Origin of the sequence: Pseudomonas paraversuta (assembly GCF_904067025.1) — a bacterium.
Lineage (GTDB): Bacteria > Pseudomonadota > Gammaproteobacteria > Pseudomonadales > Pseudomonadaceae > Aquipseudomonas > Aquipseudomonas paraversuta.
In genome coordinates this window covers 1,481,745-1,502,906 of the sequence record NZ_CAJFDA010000001.1, presented here as the reverse complement: position 1 = coordinate 1,502,906, position 21,162 = coordinate 1,481,745, and the positions used below count along the sequence as shown (strand labels likewise).

Annotated in this window: 20 protein-coding genes; 5 read left to right on the top strand and 15 right to left on the bottom strand. The window is 61.3% G+C overall.

Features of this window, described 5'->3' with window-relative positions; translation table 11 throughout:
- The first annotated feature begins 24 nt into the window (after nt 1-24).
- Complete coding sequence (locus JQ848_RS07125; RefSeq protein ID WP_202210407.1) at nt 25-1,506, top strand: methyl-accepting chemotaxis protein; 1,482 nt, start codon at nt 25-27, stop codon at nt 1,504-1,506.
- A gap of 118 nt (nt 1,507-1,624) precedes the next feature.
- Entirely contained in the window at nt 1,625-1,891 is a 267-nt protein-coding gene (locus tag JQ848_RS07120) for a hypothetical protein (RefSeq protein WP_003446787.1), read from the top strand.
- On the opposite strand, the gene JQ848_RS07115 is transcribed toward JQ848_RS07120, so the two are convergent.
- From JQ848_RS07115 to JQ848_RS07105, 3 genes are all read right to left on the bottom strand, one after another.
- Nucleotides 1,892-2,689 (bottom strand): acyl-CoA thioesterase, encoded by a 798-nt coding sequence (locus JQ848_RS07115; RefSeq protein WP_202210406.1) that lies wholly within the window; start codon nt 2,687-2,689, stop codon nt 1,892-1,894.
- Between the two features lie 92 nt (nt 2,690-2,781).
- Nucleotides 2,782-3,546 carry a CHAD domain-containing protein gene (locus JQ848_RS07110; RefSeq protein WP_127195880.1) on the bottom strand — a complete coding sequence of 255 codons (765 nt, stop codon included), beginning with the start codon at nt 3,544-3,546 and terminating at the stop codon, nt 2,782-2,784.
- 28 nt (nt 3,547-3,574) lie between these two features.
- Nucleotides 3,575-3,856, bottom strand: a complete 282-nt coding sequence (locus JQ848_RS07105; RefSeq protein WP_003446784.1) for a hypothetical protein — start codon at nt 3,854-3,856, stop codon at nt 3,575-3,577.
- Between the two features lie 248 nt (nt 3,857-4,104).
- Here JQ848_RS07105 and JQ848_RS07100 point away from each other — a divergent pair, with 248 nt between their 5' ends.
- Nucleotides 4,105-5,133 (top strand): patatin-like phospholipase family protein, encoded by a 1,029-nt coding sequence (locus JQ848_RS07100; protein ID WP_127195879.1) that lies wholly within the window; start codon nt 4,105-4,107, stop codon nt 5,131-5,133.
- Here the strand turns inward: JQ848_RS07100 and JQ848_RS07095 are convergent, their stop codons facing one another.
- From JQ848_RS07095 to JQ848_RS07060, 8 genes are all read right to left on the bottom strand, one after another.
- Nucleotides 5,134-5,826, bottom strand: a complete 693-nt coding sequence (locus tag JQ848_RS07095) for a response regulator (protein ID WP_003446780.1) — start codon at nt 5,824-5,826, stop codon at nt 5,134-5,136.
- A gap of 36 nt (nt 5,827-5,862) precedes the next feature.
- A complete protein-coding gene (locus tag JQ848_RS07090) occupies nt 5,863-8,529 on the bottom strand; it encodes a sensor histidine kinase (protein WP_202210405.1) in 2,667 nt (888 codons plus the stop codon).
- Nucleotides 8,530-8,624: 95 nt separating this feature from the next.
- A complete protein-coding gene (kdpC, locus tag JQ848_RS07085; RefSeq protein WP_202210404.1) occupies nt 8,625-9,176 on the bottom strand; it encodes a potassium-transporting ATPase subunit KdpC in 552 nt (183 codons plus the stop codon).
- Between the two features lie 21 nt (nt 9,177-9,197).
- The gene (gene kdpB, locus JQ848_RS07080; RefSeq protein WP_202210403.1) at nt 9,198-11,270 is read right to left on the bottom strand and encodes a potassium-transporting ATPase subunit KdpB; all 2,073 of its coding nucleotides are present in this window, start codon (nt 11,268-11,270) and stop codon (nt 9,198-9,200) included.
- 10 nt (nt 11,271-11,280) lie between these two features.
- The gene (kdpA, locus tag JQ848_RS07075) at nt 11,281-12,975 is read right to left on the bottom strand and encodes a potassium-transporting ATPase subunit KdpA (RefSeq protein WP_202210402.1); all 1,695 of its coding nucleotides are present in this window, start codon (nt 12,973-12,975) and stop codon (nt 11,281-11,283) included.
- 8 nt (nt 12,976-12,983) lie between these two features.
- Nucleotides 12,984-13,073 carry a K(+)-transporting ATPase subunit F gene (kdpF, locus tag JQ848_RS07070; RefSeq protein ID WP_003446770.1) on the bottom strand — a complete coding sequence of 30 codons (90 nt, stop codon included), beginning with the start codon at nt 13,071-13,073 and terminating at the stop codon, nt 12,984-12,986.
- A gap of 196 nt (nt 13,074-13,269) precedes the next feature.
- The gene (locus JQ848_RS07065; RefSeq protein ID WP_003446768.1) at nt 13,270-14,499 is read right to left on the bottom strand and encodes a hypothetical protein; all 1,230 of its coding nucleotides are present in this window, start codon (nt 14,497-14,499) and stop codon (nt 13,270-13,272) included.
- A gap of 27 nt (nt 14,500-14,526) precedes the next feature.
- Entirely contained in the window at nt 14,527-14,976 is a 450-nt protein-coding gene (locus JQ848_RS07060; RefSeq protein WP_003446767.1) for a YcgN family cysteine cluster protein, read from the bottom strand.
- Nucleotides 14,977-15,131: 155 nt separating this feature from the next.
- Between JQ848_RS07060 and JQ848_RS07055 the strand changes: the two genes are divergently transcribed.
- Nucleotides 15,132-15,725 (top strand): nitroreductase family protein, encoded by a 594-nt coding sequence (locus JQ848_RS07055; protein WP_003446766.1) that lies wholly within the window; start codon nt 15,132-15,134, stop codon nt 15,723-15,725.
- 894 nt (nt 15,726-16,619) lie between these two features.
- Here JQ848_RS07055 and JQ848_RS07050 read toward each other — a convergent pair.
- The 3 genes from JQ848_RS07050 to rnd form a co-directional block, all read right to left on the bottom strand.
- Nucleotides 16,620-17,552 (bottom strand): D-2-hydroxyacid dehydrogenase, encoded by a 933-nt coding sequence (locus tag JQ848_RS07050; protein WP_202210401.1) that lies wholly within the window; start codon nt 17,550-17,552, stop codon nt 16,620-16,622.
- Nucleotides 17,553-17,671: 119 nt separating this feature from the next.
- The gene (locus tag JQ848_RS07045; RefSeq protein ID WP_003446762.1) at nt 17,672-17,965 is read right to left on the bottom strand and encodes a YcgL domain-containing protein; all 294 of its coding nucleotides are present in this window, start codon (nt 17,963-17,965) and stop codon (nt 17,672-17,674) included.
- Nucleotides 17,962-19,095 carry a ribonuclease D gene (rnd, locus tag JQ848_RS07040; protein ID WP_003446760.1) on the bottom strand — a complete coding sequence of 378 codons (1,134 nt, stop codon included), beginning with the start codon at nt 19,093-19,095 and terminating at the stop codon, nt 17,962-17,964. Before rnd ends, JQ848_RS07045 begins: the two co-directional genes overlap by 4 nt.
- A 222-nt stretch (nt 19,096-19,317) precedes the next feature.
- Between rnd and ampC the strand changes: the two genes are divergently transcribed.
- Nucleotides 19,318-20,478 (top strand): class C beta-lactamase, encoded by a 1,161-nt coding sequence (gene ampC / locus JQ848_RS07035; protein ID WP_202210400.1) that lies wholly within the window; start codon nt 19,318-19,320, stop codon nt 20,476-20,478.
- Here the strand turns inward: ampC and JQ848_RS07030 are convergent.
- Complete coding sequence (locus JQ848_RS07030) at nt 20,475-21,122, bottom strand: class I SAM-dependent methyltransferase (protein WP_202210399.1); 648 nt, start codon at nt 21,120-21,122, stop codon at nt 20,475-20,477. The two genes, ampC and JQ848_RS07030, sit on opposite strands and share 4 nt — an antisense overlap.
- Between the last annotated feature and the right edge of the window lie 40 nt (nt 21,123-21,162).

Genomic DNA, 21,162 nt, shown 5'->3' with positions numbered 1-21,162 from the left:
CCGCAAAATCAGAGAAGACCTTCCATGGGTACCTGGCTTAGCAACATCTCGCTCAAATACAAATTCTGGGCCGTCAATGCGGTGGCTTTCATCACTACGTTGCTGCTGGTGCTGTACGCCGTACAGCTTGAGCAGCAATCGCGCAGTGAAGCTGCTCAGGCCAGCGCCCGGGCCCAGGCCCATCTGCTGGCTGCATGGCCCGCCGGTCAGGCGCTGCCTGTAGCCAGTCATGTCTTGCTGTTACCAACCGATAAGGCCCCCAATCTTGATCCGCGCTCACTCGGGCAACTGAACAATGGCAATGGCTGGGTTTCTATCAATGCCATGCCACTGTTCGGGCAAAATCCGTTGCTGGGCGCCGAGGTGGTGACCCGCGGCGACAACCAGAAAATCGCGGTGCTGGCCTATGCCCCCAGCCTGGCTCAGGTATTCATGGAGCGCCTGCCCAACTATGCAGGGGCTGTGCTGATTCTGATGCTGGCGATGCTCGGCGCCTCGCAATTGCTGATCCGCTTTTTGCTCAGCCAGCTCAATACCCTCAAGGATGTGATGCTGCATGTCGAGCAAACGGGCGATTTGTCTGCCCGCGTACCCCTGGCCTGTACCGATGAAGTCGGGCAAATGGCCAGCGCCTTTAATGCCATGCAGGCCGGCTACCAGCGGGTGGTGCATACCGTCGCCGACACTGCCGCGCAACTGGACGCCGGCGCCGAGCGCCTGGCCAGCAGCATGGATGAGGTACGCCAGGGCATGCTCGGCCAGCAGAGCGAAACCGATCAGGCGGCCACTGCAATCAACCAGATGTCAGCCACCGTTTTCCACATCGCGCAGCACGCCGGCGCTACCCGCGACCTGTCTCAAACCGCCGATGACCTGGCCGGTAGCGGGCAGCAGGTGGTCAGTCGCGTGCAGCAATCCATCGCCAGCCTGTCCACCGGGGTGCAAACAACCGCCGAGATGATTCAGCAACTCGCCCAGGACAGCCAGAAAATCAACAGTGTGGTCGGGGTGATTCACAGCATTGCCGAACAAACCAACCTGTTGGCGCTAAACGCCGCAATTGAAGCTGCCCGCGCCGGAGAAATGGGCCGGGGGTTTGCAGTGGTCGCCGATGAAGTGCGCCATCTGGCCAAGCGCGTCCAGACCTCCACTGACGAAATCACCGCAATGGTATCGGCCCTGCAGGCAGGCACCCGGGACGCGGTGGACTTTATGCAGGAAAGCTCATTCAAGGCCGATGACTGTGTACAGCAAGCCCAGGAAGCCGGGGCAGCCCTGGCCGAGATCACCCGCGCAGTGGCGCAAATGCGCGAAAGCAACACCCAGATCGCCGTTGCCGCGGAGCAACAGAGCCAGGTCGCAGAAGAAATGAATCGGGCCGTGGTCAGCATCCGCGACGTTACCGAAAACACCGTGCAGCAAACCGTAGATTCCGCCACCACCAGCAACCAGCTGGCGACTCTGGCAGGTGAGCTGAATCGGGCCATCGGGCAGTTGAAACTATAGAGAAGACCCTATCGGGCCAATAGCTACAGTTGATTCGCCCCGCCCGTAACCCGGGCTTATGCTTTGTTCATAGGGTTCAACCAAGGCTGAACCTCTGAATAAAACAAGGAGAGCAATCATGGGCAAACGTCACCCCAACCTGCCGGCCTGGCAATGGCGCTCCAACCCGCAGAGCCATCAAAGCACCGCGCATCAGGCACTCAACCTGATCGCAATACCCATGATGGTGCTGGCTTTTCTGTTGCTGGTATCCGGCGTATTCAGTGAAAACGCCGTGAGTGCCAGCATCGGGCTGCTGGCCTTGTTCGCAGGCATGGCGTTGCAACACCAGGGGCGCAAGCTCGAAGCCAGGGCCGGGAATGCGCAACGCAGCCAGACATTTTGACTAACCGAACACCGCTACCGTCTGGCGGCTGATCGCAACCAGTTCGCCATTGGGCGCCCACAGATTGGCCGCCACATGACCGTAGCCGTCACGGGCATGCTCAATCACGGCCAGATACTGACACCATTCAAGCGTGCTGACTTGTGGCAGGGGCTGCACAAACTCGATGGTCCAGGTCAGCGTGCTGCCCGCTGTAGGTTTGTTCAATAACGGCAGCAATGCAGGTGGCCAGGTATCGACCAGGGCCAGCAAATGGGTTTCAGTCAGCGGCTCGTCCTTGACATCACCGGCAAAACGCACCCAACCACCCATCTCCCGTGTGCCACCCCCGGTGAAAGGCAGCGCACCCACGGCCCAGGCCATGGACATGTGCCGCATGAACTCCGGGGTCACGCCCTTGATATAGGGCAGCAACGGGCTGTCTTCAGGCGCCTTGATCTGCGGCGCGGGCACTCCTTCGAGGTTGATGACCGACTCGCGCGGGGCACCAAAACTGCCTTGCACCAGGGTCACGACCTGACCATTCTGCACCGCCCGCCCCAGGACCTGGCTGACCGCCTTGCCTTCACGCAGTACTTCGACTTCAAAACTGATCGACACATCCGGCTCGGCAGGGCCGACAAAGGTCACCGCCAGCGAACGCAAGGCACGCCCGGCGGGGACCTGCGCGCGCATGGCTTCGTACTGCAAGGCAACCATCAGGCCGCCGAAGCTGGCACGCCCCTGACCCCAGTCCGGGGTAATGGTGACGTCCAGTGGATTGCGGCGAACCGCTTCGACCAATTCACAAAACTGCATGAGCACCTCGATACAGAAAAATATGCAGCGATACTACTCATCCATCCGCCACTGCACAGTGTTGTATCCGCCAAATAGCCAGCCGAAAGGGCCTAGCGAAAACTGGCCGCGCTCAACTTGACCAGTGCCCGGTCTGCGCGCTTCTCGCCGCGAGCCAGCGCGGCCTGCCATTGCTCCACACAAGGCTGCAGGTCGGGCTGCTGCTCGGCCTGAACCAGCCACTGCCAGGCGTCATGCCATTCCCCCAGGGCCTTTTGCGCCTCCTTCAACCGGGCCAGTACCAGCACCGGCAAGCGATCCAGCTGTGGATAGGCTTCGGCGGCGTAACGCACGCGCTTGATCAGCAGCCGCACCCGATGCCGGTCATGCCCCGGATCATTCAGGGCCTTTTCCAGGGTCTGCCACTGTTTATCCAGAACCGTCCCGATCCGCTTGCGCAAGCCTTGCAGCAACCCTTCACGCTGAGCCGCGCGGATAAAGCGCGGGAAGACATCGAGGATCATCAGCAACTGTGCCAGTTGCGCACTGTCGGCCACCGCCGCATAACTGCCTGACAGCTGCTCCAGACGCCGCGCGGCCTGCACCCGATAGCCTTGCTGCTGCAAGTGCGCAGCCAGCACTTCAAGATCGCGCAGCGGCGTCGTCAGGAGACCTACCTGGGAGGCGGACATTTCCAGTTGCACCACGCCCGGCAAACCGCGCAACGGGCGCAACAGGCTGCGCAAACGACGTACCGTAGTACGCAAATCGTGCAGTGCCTCGGGATCGGTGTCAGCCTGCAAACGCGCCTGGCAGGCCAGCAACCTGACCTCCAGGCGCACAATTTTGCCGATTATCCGGTCTACCAATTGAGACATCCTTACCCTCCCCCTTCACCGCAACGGCTCAACGTCCTGCGCGGGATTCACGAATATAGAAACGCGCTTTTTCGGCTTTTGTGGTGCAGCCTTCAAAGGCTTCGAATTGTTGCTGGGTTTTCGCCCCGGTCAGTAACGACAAGGCTTTGGAATAACTGACAGTCCCTGCAAAACCTTCCGCCTTGGCCAGATCCAGCTCATGCCAGGCAGCGTCCAGCTGGGTAGCGCAACTGTCTCGATAAGCCGCTTTATTGCCCGCACAACCCGCCAGAGCCAATGCAATCAACGGTACACAAAGCCAAGCTTTCATAATGTTTCCCTCAAAAATTAATGTTCAGTGCAAACTCAGACGGGCAAGCGCCGTAAAAGTGCCTTGACCGGTGTGTGACTGTTGCTGCGACAGGCTTTTCAATCGGCCCACGCCGACTGAAAAGCGCGTCCGTGTAACGGCGAGCGATTGCCCTTACATCCTAGCTGGCCGGCGCCGATTTATGCCACAGCTGTCACTACAGGGCACAAAAAGGCATTGTGGACACCTGTCAGACGAAGGTTCGGTTCATGAAAAAACGTATTGCACTGGTATTAGGCTCCGGGGGTGCCCGGGGTTATGCCCATATCGGCGTCATTGAAGAACTTGAGCGTCGCGGTTACGACATTGCCTGCGTTGCAGGCTGCTCCATGGGCGCGGTCGTGGGCGGCATCTACGCCGCCGGCAAACTTGACCAGTATCGCGACTGGATTCAAAGCCTGGACTACCTGGATGTATTGCGCCTGGTCGATGTCAGCTTCCGGCTGGGAGCCATCCGCGGCGAAAAAGTCTTCGGCCAGATCCGCAATATCGTTGGCGAGATCAACATCGAAGACTTGCGCATCCCTTACACCGCAGTCGCTACCGACCTCACCCACCAGCAGGAAATCTGGTTTCAGGAGGGCTGCCTGCACCAGGCAATGCGGGCTTCGGCGGCAATTCCCAGCCTGTTCACCCCGGTGATGCAGGGCAACCGCATGCTGGTCGACGGTGGCCTGCTCAACCCTTTACCCATAGTCCCGGTGGTCTCCAGCCATTGCGACCTGATCATCGCCGTCAACCTGAACTCCACCCACCACAATAACTATCAACTTCCCGTCATCGAGCGCCCTGCAGCATTCAAGGGCCGCTTCGACAGTTTGATGAGCTCACTGGGGTCACACATTCCGTTTCGCACCAAACAGGCCGAGCACCTGTTGAACCTGGAACAGGAAATGCTCAACCCCCTGACCGAACAGCTGCCCGATCCCTGGCTCGAATCGGCCGCACCAAAAGCCCGGCATACTGGCGACCAGGGCGCCCCCAAGTCAGCCACCGGCTCGTTTATCATCGACAACGTCGGCCCCGCTTCGCTGCTGGACTTGATCAACCAGAGCTTCGAGGTGATGCAGACATCCCTGGCCCAATACAAGATTGCCGGTTACCCGCCGGATATCCTGATCAATGTGCCCAAACGCGTGTGCCGCTTCTTTGAGTTCTACAAAGCCCCGGAACTCATCGCTCTGGGCCGGCAAATCGCCAAAGACACGCTGGACCGCTACGAAAGTGAAGAGCACTAGTCAAACCCGGGTCAGCAGCCGATAACCGACGCCCGCTTCAGTGGCAATAAATCGCGGATGCGTCGGATCATCCGCCAGCTTTTGCCGCAGATGGCCGATCACGATGCGCAGGTAATGACTGTTTTCGATATGGGTCGGGCCCCAAATGTCCTTGAGCAATTGCTGCTGGGTGATCACCCGTCCCGGATGCCGTGCCAGTTGCGCCAGCACCGCGTACTCCTTGCGGGTCAGGGCCACTTCGACCCCATCAAGCAACACCCGGCGATAGGCCAGGTCAACCACCAGAGGGCCAAGCTCAATCGCCGCTTCTTGCGTCTCGCCTGCGGGGGCCTGGCGCAACAGAGCCCGGACCCGGGCCAGAAATTCCTGGATACCGAAAGGCTTGGTCACATAGTCATTGGCCCCGGCGTCCAGCGCCTGGACCTTTTGCACTTCACTGGCGCGCACCGAAAGCACCAGCACCGGCACGTTCGACCATTCGCGAAATTCACGCAGCACCTGCTGGCCGTCCATGTCGGGCAGGCCCAGATCCAGTACCAGCATGTCCGGCTGCTTTAACGCCGCCTGGCTCAAGCCATCAGCCCCAGTGGCAGCTTCCAGCACGTTGTAGCCCTGGGAGACCAGACTGATGCGCAAAAACTTGCGAATCTGCGGTTCATCGTCGATGACCAAAATAGTCGCGCCCTGGCTCATGGCATCACTTCGCAGTAAAGGAATGGCCGAAGAATATCAGTGTTCAAGGCCGGACTCTTCCTGATCGAAGGCGGGCTGCTCGGGCAAGGGCAGGTACAGCGTGATACAGGTACCGCTGCCATCAATACCGTCACCGACAGTAATTCGCCCACCGTGGGCACCGACCATGCCCTGACAGATAGCCAGCCCGAGCCCGGTCCCCTGCCCGCCCCGATCGCCACGGGCGGCGGTGTAGAACATGTCGAAAATCTTCGCCCGCTCCTCCTCCGGGATGCCCGGGCCCTGATCGCTGACCGCAAACCACAGCTCCTGCTCATCGGCACCCGCTTGCAGCACCAATTGCCCGGCAGGCGGTGAGAAGCGTGCAGCGTTCTCCAGCACATTGATCAGTGCCTGCTCGATCAACGCCGCGTGGATATGCAGCAACGGCAGTTGCGCCGGCACCTCTACCTTTACCTGCAACGGTGCCAGCACCGCCCGCAGCCGATTCAGGGCACTGCCCACAATATCGGCCGGAGACACCCAGTCACGGGCCAGCTTCAACGCGCCGTGCCCCAGCCGGGTCATGTCCAGCAGGTTCTGAATGTAGCGGTCCAGACGCTCGGCTTCATCGCGGGTGGCTTCCAGCAGTTCGCGTCGATCCTGTACCGGTATCGACTCGCCCAGTGCCAGCAAGGTATCGATACTGCCCTGCATCGTGGTCAGGGGCGTGCGCAGATCATGGGACACGGAGGCCAGCAAGGCACTGCGCAGCTGCTCGGTCTCGCCGTGCAAACGCGCCGCTTCCAGATCCTGGGCCAAACGGGCCCGGGCCAGTGCCTGGGCCAGAGGTTGGCTCAGCGCCATCAACAGGCGACGATGTTGACCGCTGAGCGCCAGATTTCCCTTGGCGCACACCCCAAGCAAGGCCAGCGGCCCCTCTTCAGCGCTTAACGGCCACCACCACCAACGCCCCATGGGCAGCGTGCCGGTGCCCTTGCCGGAGGGCTGGTCGTGGGCCCAGGCCCAATCCGCAGCCGCGCGCTCGGCCTCGCTGAGCTGCAGGGGGCCGCCAGTCTCGACCTGCCAGCCAGCGTCGGGGTCCCGCTTGAGCAAACATACATCGAGCTCTTTCCAGCTGCTCAAATGCTGGGCCGCGGCATTGATCACCGCCTGGCGATCGGTAGCCGCAGTCAGCTTGCGCGACAGGTCGAGCAATTGCGTGGTTTCCTCCTGAGTCTCACGCAGCGCCTGCAACTGCCGTCGTTGCCGGGCCGCCAGATTGCCGGTGAGGGCTGCCATGAGCAAAAAGAACAACAAGGTCAGCACGTCTTCTTCGCGCTGGATGCTGAACGAGAAGTTGGGCGGGATGAACAGAAAGTCATAGGCCAGAAACGACAGCGCAGCGCAGGCCAGCGAGGGCCCCAGACTGCTGCGCACGGCCACCAGCAACACCGCCGCCAGAAACACCAGCGAAATATTGGGCAGCGCCAGCACACTGGAAACGCCCCAGGCCAGGGCACTGGCCAGGATGGTCGCCACCAGCGCTAGGCCATAATCGAACCACACCAGGGTGGGCACTCCCCGGCTTGAAGCCGCAGTGGGCGACTGCTCATTGTCGAGCACGTTGATTTCCAGACCGTGGGCATCGCGCAACAGCCGCGAAGCCAGCCCGCCGCCAAAGACCCGGCGGCGCCAGGTCAGGCGCGACTGGCCCACCAGCAACAGGCTGGCACGCCGCTCGCTGGCGTGCTGGATCAGCGTCCTGGCCACTTCACCGGCGCGCAGCAGCACCACTTCGCCCCCCAGGCGCTCAGCCAGCTGTTGCGCGTTTTGCAGACGCAGCCGTGACTGCTCGTCACGCACCGTGCCGTTGTCCACATGCACCAGACTCCAGGGCAGATGCCTGCGCTCTGCGACGCGGCTGGCGTGACGTACCAGGCGTTCGGCATGCACGTCGCCATCAATTCCCACCAGCAGGCGACCACGCAGCGCCGGAGCCGATTGCCCCTGCTGGCGATAACCTTTGTCCAGCTCATCGTCGACGTAGACCGCTGCCGTCTGCATCGCCAGTTCACGCAGGGCGTTGAGGTTGGTCTGGGAGAAAAAGGCGTCGATCGCTGCCCGTGCCTGCTCGGGCACGTACACCTTGCCCTCGCGCAGACGCTCCAGCAGCTCCCGCGGCGGCAGGTCGATCAACAGCAGTTCGTAGGCTTCCTGGATGATCCAGTCGGGCAGGGTTTCACGCACCTGTACCCCGGTAATGCCGCGCACCCGATCATTGAGGCTTTCCAAATGCTGGACGTTGACCGTGGTATACACATCGATGCCCGCTGCCAGCAGCTCCTGGACATCCTGCCAGCGCTTGGCATGACGGCTGCCCGGGGCATTGCTGTGGGCCAGTTCGTCCACCAGCACCAGCCCGGGTCTGGCCGCCAGCAAACCGTCGAGGTCCATTTCTTCGAGCTGCACGCCGCGATACTCCGAACGCAGCATCGGTTGCTGAGGCAGCCCGTTGAGCAATGCCTGGGTTTCGGCCCGGCCATGGGTCTCGACCACCCCCGCCAGCACCGTTACGCCCTGACGGACCTGGGTATGAGCCGCTTGCAGCATGGCGTAGGTCTTGCCCACGCCGGGGGCTGCGCCAAGGAACACCTTGAGCCGGCCACGGCCTGCCCGAGGCAAATCAGCTAACAGCGCATCGGCGCGACCGGAATCTGTCATGGAATTACCTATTGAATACATAAACCCCGCAGGAGCGAGCTTGCTCGCGAGCTGTTCAAAGAGCTCGCGAGCAAACTCGCTCCTGCGGGGTGCAATCAGTTTTTAAGCTGAGCCAACGCCTGGTTCAGCAGCAATACGTTCACCACCGGCGGCCCCACCAGCGGCTGCTCGATATGTTGTTGCAGCAGCTGCTCTACCGTCTGCACCGGCAAATTACGCGCCGCAGCCACACGCACCAGTTGATAGCGTATTGCCTCAGGAGGCAAGTGCGGGTCCAGGCCACTGCCCGAGGTGGTCAGCAGCGCCAGGGGCACCGGGCCCTGATCGGCTACCACCAGCTGCGCAGCACTGTCCTTGACCCGCGTGGCCAGCGCCGGGTTGCTCGGCGCCAGGTTGCTCGCGGCACTGGACACCGTGGCAAACGCCCCCGCTGACGGGCGCGGGTGGAACCAGCCAGCCCCTGTGAAGTCCTGCGCGATCAGCGCCGAACCCAGGACCTGGCCCGCACTGTCGCGCACCAGGCTGCCATTGGCCTGTTGTGGGAGCGCCAGCTGCGCGATCCCGGTAACGGTCAGCGGGTAGATCACCCCGGTGATCGCCGTCATCAACACCATCAGGCTCAGGGCCGGACGTAAAAGAGTCGCCATGATTGAGTCCTCTAAAAGTTCTTAAACCAGGTGCAGCGCCGTGAGCAGCATGTCGATCAGCTTGATGCCTGCAAAGGGCACCACCAGCCCGCCCACGCCATAGATCAGCAAGTTGCGGCGCAGCAAATGCGCGGCACTTGCCGCCTGGACCCGCACGCCACGCAAGGCCAGCGGGATCAGCACCACGATGATCAGTGCGTTAAACACGATGGCCGAAAGAATGGCGCTCTGCGGGCTGCTCAGACCCATGATGTTGAGCACGCCCAGCTGCGGGTAGATGGTGGCAAACAGCGCCGGCAGGATCGCGAAGTACTTGGCCACATCGTTGGCAATCGAGAACGTCGTCAGGGCGCCACGGGTCACCAGCAGTTCCTTGCCGATTTGCACCACATCCAGCAACTTGGTCGGGTCGCTGTCCAGATCGACCATGTTCGCGGCTTCCCGCGCAGCCTGTGTGCCATCGTTCATCGCCATGCCGACGTCAGCCTGGGCCAGCGCCGGTGCATCGTTGGCCCCGTCGCCACACATGGCCACCAGCCGCCCGTCATTTTGCTCGTGGCGAATGCGCGCCAGCTTCTTCTCCGGCGTGGCTTCGGCCAGCACGTCATCCACACCGGCTTCGGCCGCAATCGCCGCAGCGGTCAGCGGGTTGTCACCGGTGACCATCACGGTGCGAATCCCCAGCTTGCGCAATTCGGCAAAGCGTTCGCGGATCCCGGGCTTGACCACGTCCTTGAGGTGAATTGCACCCAGCAACCGGCCCTGGGCGCACACCAGCAACGGGGTGCCGCCGCTCTGGGCGATCTTGTCGATCTCCCGCGACAACGCCGGCAGTACTTCGCTGCGTTTGAGGCCGACAAAGGCCAGTACCGAATCCACTGCACCCTTGCGATAAATCCGCCCGTTGCAGTCGATACCCGACAAGCGAGTTTCAGCGGTAAAGGGCACGGCGGTGAAATCAGAGGCCGCAGGCTCTGGCAAGCTATGCAGGCCGCGAATGAACTCGACGATGGACTTGCCCTCCGCCGTTTCGTCCGCCAGGGAGGCCAGCAATGCACCTTCAGCCAGCTCTTTGGCAGTCACGCCGGGGGATGCATACAACGCCGTGCAGCGACGGTTACCGAAAGTGATGGTGCCGGTTTTATCCAGCATCAACACATGCACGTCGCCCGCAGCTTCCACCGCACGCCCGGATTTGGCGATGACATTGAGCCGCACCAGCCGGTCCATGCCGGCAATCCCGATGGCCGACAGCAAGCCGCCAATGGTGGTGGGAATCAGGGTCACCAGCAGTGCCACCAGAAACACCAGCGGCAAGCTGCCACCGGCGTAATAGGCGAACGGCTGCAAGGTCACGACGACAATCAGGAAGATCAGGGTCAACCCGATCAGCAGGATATCCAGCGCCACTTCGTTAGGGGTTTTCTGGCGTTTGGCGCCTTCCACCAGCGCGATCATGCGGTCCAGGGTCGACTCGCCGGGGTTGGCGCTGATTTGCACCAGCAGCCAGTCCGACACCAGCCGGGTGTTGCCGGTCACCGCCGAGCGGTCACCACCAGACTCACGAATCACCGGTGCCGATTCGCCGGTGATCGCCGCTTCGTTGACTGCGGCAATCCCTTCAATCACCTCACCGTCACCGGGGATCATCTCCCCGGCTTCGACGCGCGCCACATCGCCCTTGCGCAGGCGGGTCGCAGGTACCACTTCAAAACCGCCCGTGGCCGTACGCCGCCGCGCGCTCAAACCGACGCTGCCGGCCTTGAGGCTATCGGCGCGGGCTTTACCGCGACCCTCGGCCAGGGCTTCGGCAAAGTTGGCAAACAGCACGGTAAACCACAGCCACAGGGCGATCTGCACCGCCACCCCGGTGGGCACCGCAGGCTCGGGCATAAAGCACAGCACGGTGGTAAAAATGGCAGTCAGTTCCACCACCAGCATCACCGGTGAGCGCTTGAGCTGACGCGGATCGAGTTTGACGAAGGCTTGCAGCAAGGCCGGACGCCAGATATCGGCAAAGGATGTTTTGGGTGATTCGAGCGCCCTGGTTTCAGGCGCAGGAGTCAACTTGGAAACAGGAGCAGGCATAGTCATCATCGTCTCCTTAAAAGCCCAGGGTCAGTTGTTCAGCGATTGGGCCAAGGGCCAGGGTCGGCAAGAATGTCAGGCCGCCCACCAGTAAAATGGTCACAGTCAACAGCGCCACAAACAGCGGGCCGTGGGTGGGGAAACTGTCCTGGCCAATGGGCGCGGTTTTCTTCATCGCCAGGCTGCCGGCCAGGGCCAGTACCGGGAGGATGTAACCGAAGCGCCCGATCAACATGCCCAGGCCCAGCATCAGGTTGTAGAACGGCGTGTTGGCGCTGAGCCCGGCAAATGCCGAACCGTTGTTGGCACTGGCCGAGGTGAAGGCATAGAGGATCTGGCTGAAACCATGGGGCCCGGGGTTGCTCACCGAAGCCACGGCACTTGGCAATACGGCAGCGATAGCCCCCAGCACCAGCACCCCCACCGGCATCACCAGCAAGGTCACCACCAGCAACTGGACCTCTTTGGCCTGCAGTTTTTTACCGAGGTATTCCGGGGTGCGGCCAATCATCAGGCCGGCCAGGAACACGGCGATCAACACGTTGAGCAACATGCCGTAGAGCCCGGCACCGACGCCGCCGAAGATCACTTCGCCGACCATCATGTTGACCAGCGCCACCATTCCGCCAAGCGGGTTGAGGCTGTCGTGCATACCGTTCACCGAACCGTTGGAGGCGGCGGTGGTGGTTTCGGTCCAGAGCACGGTGCCCGTGGTGCCGAAGCGCACTTCCTTGCCTTCCAGCGGCGCGGTTTGCTCCACCAGCGGGCTGTTCAAGGTCGGGTTGGGCTGATATTCGGCGTACAGCGCCGTACCGCCGCCGATCAGGAACAATGCCAGCATGCAGGCGATGATGGCCCGGCTCTGACGCAGATCCTTGACGTAATGGCCAAAGGTGAACACCAGCGCCACCGGAATCAGGATGATCGAAGCCATCTCGAACAGGTTGCTCCAGGCGCTCGGGTTCTCGAACGGGTGCGCCGAGTTGACGCCAAAAAAGCCGCCGCCGTTGGTACCCAGTTGCTTGATCGCAATCTGGCTGGCCGCCGGGCCCAGAGGAATGACCTGATCCGCGCCTTGCAGGGTCAGCGCATTGACGTAGTGGGCGAAGGTTTGTGGCACCCCCTGCCAGACCAGAAACAGCGCCAGCACCAGACACAGCGGCAACAGGCCGTAGAGCGTGGCGCGGGTCATGTCGACCCAGAAGTTGCCCAGGGTTTGCGCCGAGCGGCGGCTGATACCCCGGCACAGCGCAACCAGCACCGCCAGACCGGTGGCCGCGCTGACGAAGTTCTGCACGGTCAGACCGGCCATCTGGCTGAAGTAACTGAGGGTCGCTTCACCGCTGTAGCTCTGCCAGTTGGTGTTGGTGACAAAACTCACAGCGGTATTGAATGCCTGGGTCCACTCTTGCCCCGGCAACTGCTGCGGGTTGAGGGGTAAATACTGTTGCAGCAACAAAATGGCGAACAACAGCACAAAACCCGCCAGGTTGAATGCCAGCAGGGCCAGGGTGTATTTCTGCCAGCTTTGCTCGGTGCCCGGGTCAACCCCGGCGACGCGGTAGCAGACCTTCTCCACCGGCCCCAATACCGGAGTCAGCCAGGTGCGCCGGCCTTCCATCACCCGATAATAAAAACGCCCGAGAAAGGGCGCCGGCAGCAGCACCAACGCGAAGAATGCAAGAATCAGCGCATAGTCATAACTGTGCATACCCGCTCCTAGTTCCGATCTGCGCGCAACAGCGCAACCAGCAGATAAACGAACAGCCCCACTGCCAACAGCAGCGACACTCCATCCAGAACGCCCATGACAAATCTCCCCGTAACGGCAATTGCCGCGTGTAGGAAGAGTGTGCGCAACATGGGCGTAAAGGATCGAGATCGAGGGGGATGCGGGGGCGTAAAGAAGGCGTAAAAAACCGCGCTTACCTGTAGGAGCGAGCTTGCCTCACGAGCTCTTCGCGGCCAGATTCAAGAGCCCGCGAGGCATGCCCCCGTAAGGGTTTTAGTGCAGCAGCGGTGTGTCCAGCACCTCGGACTGCCCGCCCAGCACGCTTTCGCTCAGCTGGACAAACACCTGGGTATTGACCTTGTCCAGACGCATCAAGGCCTGGCTGACGTCATCCAGTGAACGCTTGTTGCGGGTTTGCAAACGGATCTCGCGGTCCAGCGCCTGCAGCAGCGTGACAGCCCGCGCCACCATCGCCGGGCTGGCCGGGCCACGCAGGCGGGTCACGCCCTTGCCGGCAGCATTGAGCCGGTGCTGCAGGGCCTGGTAACGCTCGTCACTCATGCCACCGGCACGGCGCATCAACTCAATGGCGTAATACTCACTCAGCCCTTCGCCAATCCAGGCATGCTCCGGCTCGACATTGATCGCGCTGAACAGCTGCACCAGTTCGCGCAACAACGGACTGCTCCCAGCTTCATTGACCAGAGGCAGGCTACTGGAGAGGTAAATCGAGTTGCGCGCCGCGGCACTGCCTTTCCACATCGGACTGCCCGCACCGACGATCAGCAGTTTGGCCGGGTTACGCGGGAATACGGCTTGCACCTGGGGCCAGACGAACGTCAGCAGGGTCAGCACATCCATACGCCGCATGCCCTGGCCTTTGGGCGCGGAGACAGTCACTTCGGTTTCCCCCAGCATGGTGCGGCGACTGCCCAGCGTACCGGCGAGCATCCAGCCGGTCGGCCGGTCAAACACACGGGAGACATCGTCGATGCGAAAACGGTTTTTGCCGATCCGCGGCCATGGGGTTTCGATGCTTTTCCAACCCGGTGGCAACTCGAACGCCAGACGCGACACCAGCTCGCTGCCGTCCTGCTGATCGAGACTGGCCGCAGGGACCAGGTCTTCGCCGCGAAACAACGCCCACTGCGGGGTGATCCGCGTGTCGAAGCTGCCGTTCTTGCGCTGATGGTTCAAGTGCACGCGGTAGCTCAGGTTGGCCTTGCCCGGCGCCGGGTGCCACAGGCCACGGCTGTGATGTGCATCGGGGGTCAGCTGCCACTGGCCGTCAGCCTTGAAATCGCTGTAACTGCCCGGTGGCCCAAGGTCGAAATCCAGGCTGCGCACTGCCGTTCCTTCGGCCAGGGTCAAGCGCACCTCGGCCTGATCGCTTTGCGGCAACAGGCGGACATGGTAGTCAAAGTCGACTTTTTTGGCGGCCCACAGCGGGCTGCTGACTATGAGTAGCAGCAGCCCCAGAGGCCATTGGTATCGCAGCGGCATACACACTCCATGGCACCGCTCCGGCACTTAACCGGCGCGAAAAATCAGATGATCTTCCCAGTCGTCTTCCGGCACGCTGCCCTCGGCGAGCATGCGTCCGGATTGCGAAATGCGTTCGTGGTGCACCGCGTCAGGGTCGCCACACACCAGATGGTGCCAGAGCGGCAGGTCCTTACGTTCACTGACAAGGCGGTAGCCACAGGTCGGCGGCAACCACTTGAACTCTTCGGCCTTGCCCGGCGACAACTGAATGCAGTCCGGAACACTGTCGCGACGCTTGGCGTAATCGGTGCATTGACAGGTTTTCAGGTCGAGCAATTTGCAGGCAATGCGCGTGTAGTAGACGCTGTTATCGTCTTCATCCTCGAGCTTCTGCAAGCAGCACAGGCCGCATCCGTCGCACAGCGACTCCCATTCCTCTTGATCGAGTTGATCGAGGGTTTTGCGGATCCAGAACGGTTCAACTATTGCGGCCATGGCTCAAACATCAACATCAGGGAGTGGAAAAGGCCGCCAGTCTAGTGCCCCGCGCTCCCCGGGCCAAGCGCTGGTGACTGACGGTGTCACTGGACTTGTCACGTTCAAGGCGTAACAGTAGCTTTGTACCCGCCAAATCAACTCAGGAAAATCGAATGCCTGCTTCCAATCGCATTGCCGAACACCAGATCCATGAGCAGTTCACCCAACGCTGGTCGCCCCGAGCCTTCACTGACGAAAGCATCGACAAGGCCACCCTGCTGAGCTTTTTCGAAGCCGCCCGCTGGGCACCTTCGGCCTACAACTCGCAGCCCTGGCGCTTTCTGTTCGCCCTGCGTGGCACCCCGGATTTCGAGCGTTACCTGAGCCTGCTGGTGGAGTTCAACCAGGGCTGGGCCAAACACGCTGCGGCGCTGGTGGTGATTGTGTCGAAAACCACATTCGCCGCGCCGGGTACTACAGAAGAAAAGCCGGCTCCGACCAACGCCTTCGATACCGGCGCTGCCTGGGGCCATCTGGCGCTGCAAGCGCACTTGAGCGGCTGGCACACCCACGGCATGAGCGGCCTGGATTACGAGCGCGCACGTCAGGAACTGAAAATCCCTGAGGGCTATGCCATTCAGGCGATGGTGGCCATCGGCAAACTGGGCGACAAGGCCAGCCTGGTGGATTACCTGCAGGCCAAGGAAGTCCCGAGCCAGCGTGAGCCGCTGAGCAAGCTGGTAGCCGAGGGTGACTTCAGCCTGTAACGCCCCAACCCTGTGGGAGCCAGCTTGCTGGCGATGGTAGCGGTGCGCTGTATCAGACGAGCCCCGTCGCCGGCATCGCTGGCAACCCAGCTCCCACAAGTGCCTCACCCGCCTGGAACACCCCAACCCTGTGGGAGCCAGCTTGCTGGCGATGGTAGCGGTGCGCTGTATCAGCCGAGCCCCGTCACCGGCATCGCTGGCAAGCCAGCTCCCACAAGTGCCTCACCCGCCTGGAACACCCCAACCCTGTGGGAGCCAGCTTGCTGGCGATAGTCGCGGTGCGCTGTATCAGACGAGCCCTGTCGCCGGCATCGCTGGCAAGCCAGCTCCCACAATGGTGTATGGGCCCTGTGGGAGCCAGCTTGCTGGCGATGGTAGCGGTGCGCTGTATCAGCCGAGCTCCGTCGCCGGCATCGCTGGCAAGCCAGCTCCCACAATGGTGTATGGGCCCTGTGGGAGCCAGCTTGCTGGCGATGGTAGCGGTGCGCTGTATCAGACGAGCCCTGTCACCGGCATCGCTGGCAACCCAGCTCCCACAATGGTGTATGGGCCCTGTGGGAGCCAGCTTGCTGGCGATGGTTGCGGTGCGCTGTATCAGACGAGCCCTGTCACCGGCATCGCTGGCAACCCAGCTCCCACAATGGTGTATGGGCCCTGTGGGAGCCAGCTTGCTGGCGATGGTTGCGGTGCGCTGTATCAGGCGAGTCCCTTCACCAGCATCGCTGGCAAGCCAGCTCCCACAATGGTGAATGGGCCCTGTGGGAGCCAGCTTGCTGGCGATGGTAGCGGTGCGCTGTACCAGGCGAGTCCCGTCACCAGCATCGCTGGCAAGCCAGCTCCCACAATGGTGTATGGGCCCTGTGGGAGCCAGCTCCCACAAAGCCGACCATTTCTTTAATACCCGCGTGCGAAATCCACTTCGCCGCGCAGTGCCTCATCCGCCTGGAACGCCCGCAGGTTGTCGACAAACAGCTGCACCATCAACGATGGCGATGTCGGCGCCGAGCTATGACCGGTCAGCAGCAAACCCCAGGCCGTCCAGAATGGATGCTTGGCCGGTAACGGCTCCTGACGGCAGACATCAATGATCGCGCCCGCCAGATGCCCCACACGCAAGGCTTCAACCAGGTCTGCATCCACCACGGCCACACCGCGCCCGGCATTGATGAACACAGCCTCGGGGTTGAACAGTGCAAAGAGTTCGGCGTCGTACAGGTCGTGGGTTTGCGGCGTGTTGGGCAACAGGTTGACCACGTAATCCATCTGCCCCACCAGCCGCGGCAAATCGCTCAATGTGGCAACTTCCCGGAACGGCGCCTGTTCCCGGGCAGTGCTGGCAATGGCGTACAGCTCAACCCCGAAGGGTACAAGAAACTGTGCCACGCTCTGGCCAATGTCCCCTGCCCCGACAATCAACACCTTGCGCCCTACCAGGCTGCGGCCGGTGCGGTTGTCCCACTTGCGTTCAACCTGGCTCAGCAGGCGCGCTATGACTTCACGCTCATGGCCGAGCATATAGGTCAGCACATACTCGGCCATCACCTGGCCAAAGATGCCGACTGCCCGGCTTAACCGGTAATCGCGCTGCAGGCCGTCGGCCAGCAAGGGGGTGATGCCGGCCCAGGTTGATTGCACCCACTGTGGTTTGTGCCCTTGACGCAACAGGGTCGCCATCAGGTCCGGCTGCCCCAGCCACACCGGGCAATCTGCAGCCATCTTCGCCAATTGCGCCGAATCGCCGCTGGTCTGCACTTCCAGTTCGGGTGCAGCCTGCTGCAAGAGTTGGGCGTAAAGCGGGTAATCGTGCTCGGCAATCAGGACGCGCATGCTTGTAACCTTCCTAAAACACTGCAGCGCCCGCCGCCGGGATCGCCCCCGTAGCGTTCGGCCACCGCCAATCAAAATGAGCCTTTTGCGACAGGCGCCCGGAACCGGGCGCCGGGCATTTACATCGGGTCGTTACGACGCAACAGCTCTTCGGGCAAGTGCTCGATATATTCGTCCTCGGCCGGCGGCATCTGCAGGTGATAGCCCTGGGTATCCAGGTTTTCCAGCACCTTGTGGATGTCTTCACGGGACAGGGCGCGCTCGGGGCTCAGCACCAGATCGAACGCGTGGTGAGGCTTGCCAAAGGCACTCATCAGGGACTCGGGCACACGTTCCAGAGCATCGGCCTTAAGCACGTACAGGTACATTTCGTTGCGTTTGAGGCTGCGGTAGATAGAGCAAATACGTTTCAAGACGGTTCTCCAGCAGTGGCCAGGCTATCGAGCAAAGCCTGGCCCATCAGCTCACGGCGCCATCCGCGCAGTGAGTCCGGCAAGTGATAAGGGCCATTGGGAAAGCCGCTTTTAAGCAGGGCTTCCAGGGTTTTCTTGCGCAGCATCAGTTCCGGCGCAATGTTCAGACGTTCAGCTTCTGCCTGACCGATGGCCCGCAGACGCTTGATCAACGCGGCGGCTTCGACCGGCAACGGCTCAGGCACAGCCGGCGGCCATTGCTCTGGCGGCAGACTGGCAGCGCGCTTGATCATGTCCAGCAAAAACTCGCCATCCTGACGCACGGTGCGCGGGTGCATATCTTCAATACGCGCCAGGGCCACCAGATTGTCGGGCTGGGTTTTCGCCAATGGCCACAACGCATGCTCACGCACTACACGATTGCGCGGCAGATCACGGGCCCGTGCCTGCTGTTCGCGCCAGGCGCAAATTTCACGCAGTACTGCCAGTTGCGCAGGTGACAGCTTCCAGGCCAGCTTGGCCTCACGGTACACCTCGTAAGGGTCCACTTCACGGCGCAGATTGGCCACCAGTTCGGCGCCGTCCTCCAGCACCCAGGCGTACTTTTCATCCGACAGGCGCGGACGCAGCAACACATACACCTCGGCCAGATGCAGGGCATCTTCGGCGGCATAGCTGATCTGGGTTTCCGACAGCGGACGCTGCAACCAGTCAGAACGGGTTTCACCTTTGGGCAGGTCGAGGTCAAGGACTTCCTTGACCAGGCGCGAGTAGCCCATGGAGAAGCCCAGGTTCAGGTAGGCCGCGGCCAGTTGCGTGTCAAACAGAGGCGCCGGCAGGCTGCCGGTCAGGCGTAACAAAACCTCGAGGTCTTCGCTGCAGGCGTGCAGCACTTTGACCACTGCCGGGTTTTCCAGCAGGTCGGACAAAGGCTGCCAGTTGTCGATGGTCAGGGGGTCGATCAGGTAAGCGCGCTCACCGTCGCCAATCTGGATCAGACCGGCAATCGGGTAAAAGGTGTCGACCCGCATGAATTCGGTGTCGAGGGCTACGAATGGCAGGCTCTGCCATTCGGCGCAATGCTGGCCGAGGCTATCGTTGTCGCGAATCCAGTGAATATCGATGGCCACACGGCTCTCCCTTGAAGAATGGCGCGCAGTATATATCGCCGCCAGGGAGTTCCGGGCATTGACTGACACTCTAAGCGACGAAAAACCTACACAATTTCAGGCAACTACCGTCACAATTTTTATTCCTGAGCCGGGTGATTTCCCAAACCTGCAGGGTACGGTGCTTTGAAACCGCAAGAACACCCGTCAGTGTCCACGCAAACAAGAGTCGAGGATTAACCCATGCCTGTCCCCCGCAAGCTGTCCGGTATTACTTTGGTGCTGGTGGGCCTTTGCGCCTTCAGCACTGCAGCACTGGCGCAAGACCTTGTTCCCGGACTCGATGCCGCCGTGACCGAAGGTGCCACACAGTTGATGCAGACCTATGGTGTTCCGGGTCTGAGCATCGCCGTCAGCGTCAATGGCAAGCAGCACTTCTACAACTTCGGCGTAGCCTCCAGGGACACCCGGGTGCGCATCAGTTCCGACACCCTGTTTGAGGTCGGTTCGATCAGTAAAACCCTGACCGCCACCCTGGCCACCTATGCTCAGATCAATGGTCAGCTGTCACTCGACGCCCCGGTTTCCCGATACGTTCCCGAACTTCAAGGCACGGCTTTTGGCAAGGTGCAACTGACCCATCTGGCCACCCACACCGCTGGCGGTTTCCCGTTGCAGGTGCCAGACGCCGTACAGAATGAACAACAGTTAATGGACTACTTGAAGGCCTGGAAACCGGTCTACCCAGCAGGTACCCAAAGAAGCTACGCCAACCCGAGCATCGGCATGCTGGGCCTGATTACCGCCAGGAGCATGAACCAGCCTTTTGCCCAAGCCATGGAAAACACCTTGTTCCCCGCACTGGGCCTGCACAGCACCTATATCGATGTGCCGAAGAGCAAGATGGCCCTCTATGCCCAAGGCTATGACAAGCAGGATCAACCGGTCAGGCTCAATTCCGGCATGCTGGGCAACGAAGCCTACGGAGTCAAAACCAGTAGCCGTGACCTGATTCACTTTGCACAATTGAATGCCTTGCCGGGCAAGCCGTCGACAAAAATCCAGCAGGCCATTGGCGACACTCACACCGGCTACTTCCGGATCGGGCCCATGACCCAGGATTTGATCTGGGAGCAATACGCCTACCCGGTCACGCTGAAGAATCTGCTGCTCGGCAATTCGGACAAAATGGCCTACGAGAACAATGACGCCATCGCCCTGCACCCGCCATTGGCACCACAGGAGGCGGTGTGGATCAACAAGACAGGCTCCACCGGTGGCTTTGGCGGCTATGTGGCGCTGATACCCGTGAAAAAACAGGCGGTGGTCATACTGGCCAACAAGAACTACCCCAACAGTGCCCGCATCGAACTGGCGTATAAAATCCTCAACGCCCTCGACTAAGGCTCTTTGCGCACGATGTAGATGCTGCCCAGTGCATAACCGGGCAGCACATCGTAATGCTTGAGGATGCTGAAACCTGCCAGGGCAAACTGGGATTCAATTTCTTCCTTGCGCACGACAATCCGTTGCGAGTCCCTGCACTGATCCACAGAGCGCCCCACACATACCGACAGGATCAGACTGTCGCGGCTCACGCGATGCAGTTCGCGCAGGATGGCCAGGCGATGTTCGCTGTCGCGAACATGGTGAAACAGCTGCATGCAGAAGATGCTGTCCACCGCGTTTTCGGACATGTCGATGGAAAACACCGAGCTCTTGAACAGTTTGATGCGCGCCAGCAAGCTGAGCGGATGGTGGGTCTGGGCATGATCGAGCATGCCCTGGGAAGAATCGGCGGCGAGGATTACCCGGTTACCGTGCTCTGCCAGCACGGGCCAGAAACGCCCGGCACCGCACGCCAGATCCAGCACCAGCCCCGGCTCGCCCGCCACCTTGAGCGCCCGGCGAACCAGCCGTTTTTCACGCCATAACGCCAGCCGCCGGACAATGCCCTGCGGCCGCACTTCGCGGCACACTTGCGCATGCTCGCGGTCGTAGCGTTCGGCGAATTCAAGCTCAACGGTGGAAGGTAGCTGCGATGACATGGCCCGCGAACTCTAGTGTTTGGTTATGTTCGACACAGAG